Source organism: Secundilactobacillus odoratitofui DSM 19909 = JCM 15043, assembly GCF_001434895.1.
Classification (GTDB): domain Bacteria; phylum Bacillota; class Bacilli; order Lactobacillales; family Lactobacillaceae; genus Secundilactobacillus; species Secundilactobacillus odoratitofui.
The window spans coordinates 51,594-52,060 of sequence record NZ_AZEE01000017.1 but is presented as its reverse complement, the minus strand read 5'-3'; the positions used below and the strand labels follow the sequence as shown (position 1 = coordinate 52,060).

At 44.1% G+C, this 467-nt stretch carries 2 tRNA genes; both read left to right on the top strand.

The window, feature by feature from the left end:
• Positions 1-177 precede the first annotated feature (177 nt).
• Positions 178-250, top strand: a tRNA-Thr gene (locus tag FD04_RS02215).
• Between the two features lie 82 nt (positions 251-332).
• Positions 333-406 (top strand) — tRNA-Pro (locus tag FD04_RS02210).
• Positions 407-467 lie beyond the last annotated feature (61 nt).

Below are 467 nucleotides of genomic sequence, written 5' to 3'. Positions count from 1 at the left end.
CGCCGAGAGTAGTTGGGGGATCGCCCCCTGCAAGGGTAGGACGTTGCCACGCAACCCAGAGTTTCCGAGTAATCGGAAGCTCTTTTTTTATAAAAAATAACCACGGAAGATACTTAGCTAATCTCAGGATGAACCAGGACTTGATTATGGGGGACCGGAGCAGGTATAATAGCAGGTGCCGCTGTAGCTCAGAAGGTAGAGCACTTCCATGGTAAGGAAGAGGTCATCGGTTCAAATCCGATAAGCGGCTTGAATAAAAAAGTACCAGAAAAACTAGTATTTTTACAACTAACGTAGTATACTAATATAGTTGACGATTTATGAAAAGTTAACGGGAAGTAGCTCAGCTTGGTAGAGCACCTGGTTTGGGACCAGGGGGTCGCAGGTTCGAATCCTGTCTTCCCGATATGTCGTAATTAGGGCTTGAATAAGTATGTAATTCACGATATGATACAGGTATCAATTTT